The 8787-nt window shown below is 32.3% G+C and carries 5 protein-coding genes and 1 pseudogene; 3 read left to right on the forward strand and 3 right to left on the reverse strand.

Annotated elements, in window-relative coordinates; genetic code table 11:
- Positions 1–295 precede the first annotated feature (295 nt).
- Together ABD816_RS21760 and ABD816_RS21765 are read left to right on the forward strand one after the other, a co-directional pair.
- Positions 296–1141 carry a LytR/AlgR family response regulator transcription factor gene (locus ABD816_RS21760; protein WP_344930999.1) on the forward strand — a complete coding sequence of 282 codons (846 nt, stop codon included), beginning with the start codon at positions 296–298 and terminating at the stop codon, positions 1139–1141.
- Positions 1142–1256: 115 nt separating this feature from the next.
- Positions 1257–1916, forward strand: coding sequence for a CPBP family intramembrane glutamic endopeptidase (locus tag ABD816_RS21765; RefSeq protein ID WP_344931000.1), 660 nt, complete (start codon positions 1257–1259; stop codon positions 1914–1916).
- A gap of 159 nt (positions 1917–2075) precedes the next feature.
- Here ABD816_RS21765 and ABD816_RS21775 read toward each other — a convergent pair.
- The 3 genes and pseudogenes from ABD816_RS21775 to ABD816_RS21785 form a co-directional block, all read right to left on the reverse strand.
- Positions 2076–3656 (reverse strand): annotated as a pseudogene (locus ABD816_RS21775) (IS1182 family transposase).
- 359 nt (positions 3657–4015) lie between these two features.
- Positions 4016–6223, reverse strand: a complete 2208-nt coding sequence (locus tag ABD816_RS21780; RefSeq protein ID WP_344931003.1) for a hypothetical protein — start codon at positions 6221–6223, stop codon at positions 4016–4018.
- Between the two features lie 528 nt (positions 6224–6751).
- Positions 6752–7807, reverse strand: coding sequence for an IS110 family RNA-guided transposase (locus ABD816_RS21785; RefSeq protein WP_344931005.1), 1056 nt, complete (start codon positions 7805–7807; stop codon positions 6752–6754).
- Positions 7808–8060: 253 nt separating this feature from the next.
- Between ABD816_RS21785 and ABD816_RS21790 the strand changes: the two genes are divergently transcribed.
- Complete coding sequence (locus ABD816_RS21790) at positions 8061–8456, forward strand: hypothetical protein (RefSeq protein ID WP_344931006.1); 396 nt, start codon at positions 8061–8063, stop codon at positions 8454–8456.
- Positions 8457–8787: the final 331 nt, after the last annotated feature.

The following is an 8787-nucleotide window of genomic DNA, read 5'->3' on the forward strand; positions in this document are numbered from 1 at the left end:
GTATTTGGAAAGTCTTTTTTAGAAATGTATTTTTAGGTTTCTTTGATGAAAAACATCTTAGAAATAAACAACAATCAACAAGATTAGAAATTAATTTAGTGTAAACCTTAATCTTTAACTTGTGTAACTATCTCCCTTTACGAACATTATTACAAACCGCAAACCAATAATAAAATTCTTTAGAAAAGTTAGACAAAACTTGCTTCCTAAGACAAAATTGAAAAATATTTTAAACATATTCTTGAAGAAATTATTTTTTACTTTTGAATCTTACAAAAAAAAGAGTTTTTGATTTATGAGCACTAAACAGCCAACCAAGAATACAGTAAAAAAAATAAGGTATTCATTTTCCAGTAGTTCTTTATGGCGTTGGTTTCAGAAAGCAATTATATTGGCGATTTTCTCTTTAGTGGTAAATCATTTAGCAACGCGCGATAGTTTTCCAAATAGTGAATCATATAGATTCCCCATAGAAGGTTTTCTTTCATCTATTGTTTTATTTATTCTCATTGGAATCATAGCCGGACTTAATTTTAAATATTACAAAAAAAAGCATTTCTCTAAGAAGGTAGAAACTTTCGCTATCATAAGGTTTATGACTTCTACTTTAGGATTTATTACAATCATGTATATTCCTGTGAATATTATTATCGATATAGTTGCAGGTGGACAGACAGTATTCTATTATTTATTAATTGGTTTGGTACTTACCTTATTAGTGAGTTTTATTTTCGTAGGTTTATGGTATGCACAAGACATATACAGTTTATATAAGTTGTCCATAAAAGATGCCGAAATTACTATTGACAGCGGTACGAAAATAACGAAGCTCACTTATGAAAATATTGGATGCTTTTACAGCGAAAACAAAATTGTATATACAGTTCAAAATGATGGCACAATAATTAACACCGATTTTACATTAAATGAGCTCGAAGAAAAAATAAACGATCAATTATTTTTTAGAGCCAATAGGCAAGTTATCATTCACAAAGATGCTATAGACCAAATTGAAAAGATTGAAAACGGCAAGCTACAAATTCGTTTAAAAGCTTTAATTGAAGACGATGCAATTGCCAAAATTAATATAAGTCGTTACAAGCGAAATGAGTTTTTGAATTGGTATCAAAATGAGATATAAAAAATAAACGACTATTCAGTAATTATTTACAACCATTCTGTAAAAACACGCTTATATAAGAAGGTTTTTAGAGATTTAGTTCATTATTTCGTTTAGAATTTAAAATTTAAAAACAATGAACAAAATCACCTTACGTCAAGTATTAATTCCATTAATTACCGTTACAATCATCTGCTCTTTTTGGTTTGGTCCAATCCGTATAACAATAGAAAATATCATTATTTCTATAATTATAATTATAGCAAATTATATAGAATATAGAGGAAAACCATTTTTAGCACTTGGATTTCAACGTGAAAAATTTACATTCAAAAACATCTTCGTAATTGCCCCATTAGTTGCACTAGGACTCTTTCTTTTCTATGCCTTTGTATTGATACCTGGAATTACAAAACTAACAGGTACACCTATTGATTATTCAGGCTATAATCAATTGAAAGGAAATCTTCAAGCCTGTTTAAGTTTCTTGTTATTAGTATGGGCAACTTCGGGATTTGGGGAAGAAATTATTTTTCGTGGTTACTTTATGAGACAATTTGTTAAATTCTTTGGAGAAAGCAAAATCAGTATTGCACTTAACATTATCCTAATTACTGGTTTTTTTGGTTTTATGCATAATCATCAAGGAATTACCGGGCAACTTGTTACTGGGATTGTCGGAGCACTCATAGCAATGATATTCTACTTGCGTAAATACGATTTATGGTTTAATATTGCTATACACGGTTTTTTTAATACAATAGCTTTTATTTGTATTTATCTTGGTTGGCTTTAATGTTAACTAGAAATATCGCTAAGGCTTTTATTTAGCCAATGAAAGCATTCTTAAAAAATTAAGTTATTTTAAAATAACGAAAGCACAACACCGGTAACCGTTGCACAAAACCATAATTTGTAATAATCCAACTTTAAATGCACCTTTTTAAAGCCGTTTCTATGTAAGATCCATTCCTAGGATCGTAGAAATTGGGTCACTCATTGTGAAGGTTTTGAGGTATGTGAGGACGTTTTTCAGAATTTGTTTTGCAACGGCTACTCCCGCTCCGCTTTTCACCCGTTTTTGAGTAAATTTCAGGTATTTCTTTAAATTGTAGGCAATGGCTGATAGGTGCATTACCTTGTTGGCCTGTTTGATGCCTATGGTATTGATTTTCCTGAGTCCCATGAACTGGGTAAGCATTCCAAAAACAGTCTCTACCGTTGCCTGCCGTTTGGCTTTCATACGCTTGCCTTTCTGCGTGCATAGTCGCTGGATATTACGCTCGTATTCTTCACGGTAATAGGTAACACTAAATTTCTTCTCCTTGGCTGTTTTTCCAAGACAGTTACTAGCTAATGAACAACTTGAACAGATCTTGCTTTATATACGATACTCTTTCTTTTTAGTTTGATTACGGTAGTCGTTAAATACTTTCTTAAACGGCACTACCGATCCATTAGGACAGATATAATGATCATGTTCTTTCATATAGTTAAAACCAGCTGGACCACCTTTGTAGGTGCCATGCGGTGGAATATAGCTATCAACACCTTTACTTTCCAAGTATGCATAGTTCTCACCACTGCTATAACCCGTGTCGGCCAGAACATTTTCTAATTGAAATCCTGATCGCCACAATCGCTGTGACAACCGATCCACGATATCGGACAAGTGCTGATTGTCTTTTCCATCAGCGTGATAAGCCGTGATATCTGTAATCACAGGATGTGATGTATCTACACTGAGCTGGCTATGGTAATTGAGCTTTCTAGCCTTGCCTAGCTTCACACTTATCCTGGCATCTGGATCGGTTGGGGAATAATGAGTTTTATTGCTGGTGTAACGGCTACCTTTGTTACCTGCACCGGGTCGCTGGTTTTGGTTCTTGCTCCAGTTCTTATTGCGACTTTTTATTTCTTTGAGTTCCTCGGCACTAGCCGTTATTTGCTGTTGCTCTTTACCAGCTTTGTTTTCTTTGGCTTTTCGATAGATATCCTTGTCTCTATTACTGATATGACGGATATCAGCTAGGTGCGACATTAAATCCTGCTCGGGTACTTTCAGCTCCAAGCTGTCCATACTCGCATTCGCTTTTACTGGTGCGCTATCTATGACCTGAGTACTGCCCTTTACCATACCTTGCTTTACGCACATCTCAAAGACGTAGGTGAACACTCTTTCAAATACTTCCTCCGGAAACAACTGCCGGGTTCTAATGATCGTGGAATGCCAGGGCAACTCTTCGTCAATGTCATAACCCAGAAAGTATAAAATATCTAACCGCATACTAGCGTGTTCTATCAGTTTGCGGTCGCTAATGATATTCTCTAAGTAGCCGACCAAACATATTTTAAAAAATACAACAGGATCAATACTCTTCTGACCGCTATTGCCATAATAACTTGCTGTCTCTTTGTATAAAAAATCTAAGTGAAGTACTTCTTTTAATCGACGATAGAAATTGGTTTCTGGTACACGATTACTCAACTGAAAAGTATGGAAGAGTTTCTCTTGGTAAGTCTTTTTTCCTTGCATAAGCTAATTTACTCCAGCAATGAAAAAAAACCATCATCCCTATTTTACTTTTTTGTTATCTTGTGCAACAGGCACAACGTATAAAAATAATGGCGGAAATCCAGCTAAAACAAAGGATAGTAATAACAATAATATTTGGTCTAAACTGAAAAGATTGTGGTCTTAAAACCGCCACTATTCTTATACAACACCGTTGTAGCACATTCAGCTAATGACCGGAATCTTTTTAAATTTGATCAATTTTCTGAATTTTACAATCATTTTTTTAAGAAAGGAGTTGTACTGATTAAAAACCATTACGAATTAATTGATGGTAAACTAAAACTGAATACCGAAAAATCATACAAGAAAGGTAATGGTTATTTTAAGGTTTTCTCTTTTATTTTTTCGAGTGTTGATTTGTATTCTGATAAGTTTTCATGGTTACTTTCTTTAGCCAACGCAATTGCTTTATTCTCTAAAAAAATAGCCTTTTCTTGATTTTCTAAAAAATATTCTAAATGCGCATTCGTATCTAAATAGTAGTGGCTTTCGGGCGATAAGGCAATACTTAACCGAGACCATTCTAATGCATTTTTTAAAAGTTCTTTATTGGTATTATGTTTTGTAGCAACATCCCATGCTAATGAATTACATAATTGATTCATACTAAGTTCAAATACATTTATGAATGGACATGAAGTACATTGGTTATCAAAAGCTTTGAATTGTTCTTTGTACTTTCCTTTCGCCGGAATAATTTCTTTAAATAATGCATCAAAAGTTTCAAATGACAATGTGTTGGTATTGTACTGATGTATAAAATACTGTAAAAGTGCTCTATATTTATATTTATCTTGTTTTATAAAATTTTCAAAAATAGGTTTAACCGTTTCAAAATGAGATTTTTTAATACCGTATTTTTCAAGAATACTATAAACTTCAAACATGTGATCATCTGCTAGTTTTGTGTGCTCACTTTGAATTTTAGCAGTCTCAACATTAAAACGAGATAGGTAAAAACACAATTCATAAATCTCCTTTGTAGGCCTGTATCCCCCATATCTCCCCCGTTCTGAAAAGGAATACACAATATCATAGGCTAAGGTGGCATAATCTAAGTCTATTTGTTTATCAGTTTTATGTTGCTGAATAAGGCCAAGAGTGGCTTGTTGTATGTCTTTATTGGATAGTTCAGGTGGAAAAAACTCCATTGTAGTATTAAAAACAGGTTCTTCGTAATCATTATCATCGTATATGTCTTCTACAGCAGATTGAGCATCTTGAATACGATTATTTGTTCCTTTATTAAGAATATCTATTATAAATTCATTAGTTCTCCATTCGCTAAGTTGTAACATATCTTTCGCTGTTACCGCTTGGTTGTCTATTTTTTTCTTTAATGAATTTAAGAAGTTTATCGCTACTATATTTTGGGATATTTCATGACCCATGTTGTCATATTTCCTTTGAAAATCTCGTGTATTTATATTTTCCTTGTAAAGGGTTTCTAAACTACTATTTAACGCAACAACTCCTGTTGTTATAGCAAGCTTATACTTTTTAAGCTCTTTCAAATCTTTAGGGATAAGCGTATATAAAATATAGTTATCTAATAAATACTCAGCTAATAGGTCATGTTTTAAATAATGATTAACCGTATTGGCAATTTCTTGAAAATAATACTCTCCTTCATTGTTTAAAAGTGAATTAAAAAGTAGTAAGACCTTTGAGTCATTTTTTTGTAAATGTGCAACAGCATCATTTATACTTTTAAACTCTGGTACGTAGGGCTTTTGTTGATAATAACTGATGGGTTCATAGATATACTCAGCTTTATTAAACTTGTCAAAAGTTGTTTTTTGTAGTTTTTCTGGTATTTCCCAATCAGTAATAGAATCACATGCAATACGTTTTACATGCTTAGCAGGAGCGTTAGTTACCGAGAATAAATCTTCTCGTATATTTAATTTACCAGTTTGGTAAATTTCTACCAGTACTAGTTTTTCATCATCATTAAAATTATCCTCACCATAACCATGATATTCTATATATACGTTATTTGCATTAGGCGACAGTTTAAAACCTTCAGTATAAAATTTTTCTTCTTTAGATACGAGTTGGATATCACTACTTCTAGGAATTTCAAAACTTAATTTTCTTTCTGAAAGGTTTACATTCTTGGTATTAAAAAGCAATTTTTTATAACATAGATTTATATATCTATACTCACGGTCTTCAGCGTTTTTATACCCTAAATAAATATCTTCTTCTTCACCTTGAATGATGCTAGTGTAGAAATGCACAGTAATCTTTTTTGATTTCTTTTTAGAAAACCCTTCCGTTACTTTAAAACCTAAATCGTTTAAATGTAAATTATATAAGTACAAGTATTCTCTATCTTGATGTTGTAATACATCATAGTCTCCTTCATTTACAATAAGCTTATAACTATTGTCTTTTGAAACATGTAGTTCAGCACCTCCTGTTTTTGGAGAGCCATAATAAATTGTTTTTTCTTGCGCTGTAGTATAAAAGAATGAAAATAGAAGTATTGCTAGAATACATTTTGTTTTGGTATAATTCATCAAGATTTAGAAATAGGTGTCGCTTATTTAAAAAAGATTAATATACTAATATTTATTATTATTTGAAAAAAGAAAAACTTAGGACAAACCATGGTTTGTCCTGAGTTTTAATATATTTAATCGTAGTTAAAACTGTAACGGTTATTTAGGACTAGTAATACTATACTTGAATTTTAATAAGTATTTTAATGAATAAAAACGTGCTACAACACCGTGTCCTATGAAAAGCACTAGCCTAGTTCCTTAAAGTTAATATTTATTTTTTAATTATCTCATAATGATCATTGTATGGTGTTAAAATGTTTATAATTCCGATAGGATTATTAACATTTTAATGCCTTTATATAACTTGCTCCGCATCCTATATGTGATCGGCCTCTAGGGTCGTCACCAGCATCTGTATGATTATAAGCTATAATAAACCTAGTCACTTGCTATAAGATGTGATCCTAACTTGTAATTGCTGGTCACCCACGGTGTTTTGTGATACAGGTTTTGCTACTTTTTTCTGAGCTTTGCTATTGGTTATTATTCTATCACTCCTATCGAGTAGGGTGTTTCTGTTTTTATTACTGCTAAGGTGCGACTCAATAACTTACGAGCCACTTTAATGATTATCGTTTTTACGTTTTTGCCTACATGTTTTCGATAATACGATTGCATTACTGGATCCGTTCGTATGGCTTGCCAAGACGCTTCTACAAAATAACTCCGCATTAAGCGATGTGCTCGTATTGTAATCCCTTTACTTCTTTGATTGTCTCCGCTCTGATGTATCCCTGGTACTAAACCTACATATCCAGATAAATGTTTAATGTTATTAAAACGTCTTAAATCTCCTAGTTCACATAAAATACCACACGCAACTATGCCTCCTATTCCTGGAATACTCCGTAATAAGTAGTAGTCTTTTTTATAATGTTTTCGACAATAAGCTCGTAATTTTGTTGAGACATCTCGTATTTCTTTATCTATGAATCGAAAATAACGCATTCTGCTATCTAAAGTTTCTCGTGCAGTTGGATAATCAAAAACAACCCCATCAACCCAAGCTCTAAATTTATGACTCCAGTGATCATTATCAAATTCCTCTGGAATGATTACTCCAAAATAAAGTAACTGCATTTTTATATAACTTTTTACTCGTCTATAATCTTTAACCAAATCATTGCGCCTTCTAAAGAGACTTCGTAATTGTTCCCGTTCAACTTCTGGTATGTGAATACTATCTAATCGTCCATCCTTGAGTTCTCTGCTAATTAATTGGGCATCTATTTTATCGGTCTTTGTATATTTCTCATTACCTTTTCTATGGATATCGGCTGGATTAACGACTAAAGAACTCCAACCGTAGCTCTCAAAACAACGATGGGCATAATAACCACAACAACCAGCCTCGTAAGCCGTAGTTACAACATATTCTTTAAAGTGTTTTTTGACATAATCATGCAATACTTCTGCTTTAGTAGGCATCGTAAAAGATTTTCCTGAAAATAAATCGGTGGAACAATGTATTTTCCAGCTCCGTTTGTGAATATCAATCCCAATGTATAACTTTGGTTGAGCAGTCTGTTCAGTTTTCATATCTTATTGTTTTAGAATACTTTAAAGATACTGGACTTTCTGCTTTTACATTGTTACTATAAAAAATAGCTAATAAGTACTTAATCAAAAGTTTAGTGTGTTTTTATAAAATCCGCCAAATCTTTTGATTTGGCTTTAGAACAGAAAAATTAAAACAAAATAAAAAGTTTTGGCTAAGTGCTCAATCGGAAATTAATTACTAATCAATTCCCGCACTAATCATAGCCGAAGCCGTTACCAACAAGCAAAAAAAATGAAATCGAAACTTCTACTATTATTTTTTATAATTCAATTATTTGCTTATAAAAGTGGAAAAGAAATGACTTTTGCGGATTTTGTAGAAGTGGGAAAAATTGAAAAGGTAATGATGAGTAATAACTCTGGAAAATTTATATTATCGCCTGAACAACTTACTGAATTCAAAAAGCAGATTTCCTCAATGACTTACGAACCAAATATTACAGTAAAATTGGGTGCGATACATATGACTTTGATTATGGACAACAAAGAATATGATATGGCAACAGCAACACACGGAGACTTTGTTGAAATTGATTATAGTTTAGTGACAAAAAACAAATCAGAATTTAAAAATGTTTTCTTTAAAACTAATGGAATAAATTTCGATAATTATAAAAAATCGGAATAAAGGCCAGTTGGTAACAATGATTATAATTAATACGGGATTTGGTGCTTAATCCAAAGTTTAGTGTATATTCATAAAGTCCACCAAATCTTTTGATTTGGCTTTATAAAGAAAAAGATAAAACAAAATAAAATGTTTTGGCTAAGTGCTTAATCGGAAATTAATCGCTTTTTAACCACGTACTAACCATAGCTAAACCGTTGTGCGTAATCCCCCATAGACCCCAGAAACTTCAGTACGTTGGCTAACGTAAAATTCGTAATTTACTGGGGTATTAACTTTAGCTCTTTGTGAGACCGTTTTTTAAAATGTTGCTGCTTTTAGTAAGCACGAG

The sequence above is a fragment of the Aquimarina addita genome (assembly GCF_039539305.1).
Classification (GTDB): domain Bacteria; phylum Bacteroidota; class Bacteroidia; order Flavobacteriales; family Flavobacteriaceae; genus Aquimarina; species Aquimarina addita.